The following is a 487-nucleotide window of genomic DNA, read 5'->3' as shown; positions in this document are numbered from 1 at the left end:
GATCCGCTCGACGAAGTGCCCGCGATCCAGCAACCCACTGCCGCACCGGCGGCACCCCCGAAGTCGCCGCCGAAACCGAAGCCTCTCCGCCCCAGTGCAACCGGGGACGACGCGCCTTTCGGTATGGACCCTCCGGCTTCTGCAAAGCAGGCCGCCCCTCTGGACACAGACGCAGATGCAGAACTGTTCGGGACGGTCTGGCCGCTAGGCGAAATCGTCAAGCTGGACACCACGGTCGACCGCAAGCGACTACGCCAACAGTGCGTGCGACTCGGCGCGCTGGGCTATGAGCTCGACTTCAAACAACAAGTGTGGACCCGCAAGGAGGCCGCATGAAATCGATCTACAACACCCCAGGCTTCAGCGAGGAGTTGTTGCTGGTTTGCGCCTCGCTGCGCGAGGTCGGACTAGACAATCTGGCTGACCAGTTCCGCGCGGCAGTGTTCGACCGATCTGTCGTCGACCAGGCCATCATCGCACTGCGTGA

At 63.4% G+C, this 487-nt stretch carries 1 protein-coding gene; it reads left to right on the top strand.

Going from position 1 to position 487, the window contains the following annotated elements; genetic code table 11:
* Positions 1-336 (top strand): DUF3275 family protein (locus tag HMPREF2924_RS36055; protein WP_177344960.1); only part of this gene is annotated, 336 nt, incomplete at its 5' end.
* Positions 337-487 lie beyond the last annotated feature (151 nt).

Source organism: Pseudomonas sp. HMSC063H08 (genome assembly GCF_001813645.1).
GTDB lineage: Bacteria > Pseudomonadota > Gammaproteobacteria > Pseudomonadales > Pseudomonadaceae > Pseudomonas > Pseudomonas aeruginosa.
The sequence above is the reverse complement of the archived record's forward strand: the minus strand, read 5'-3'. Positions and strand labels throughout refer to the sequence as shown.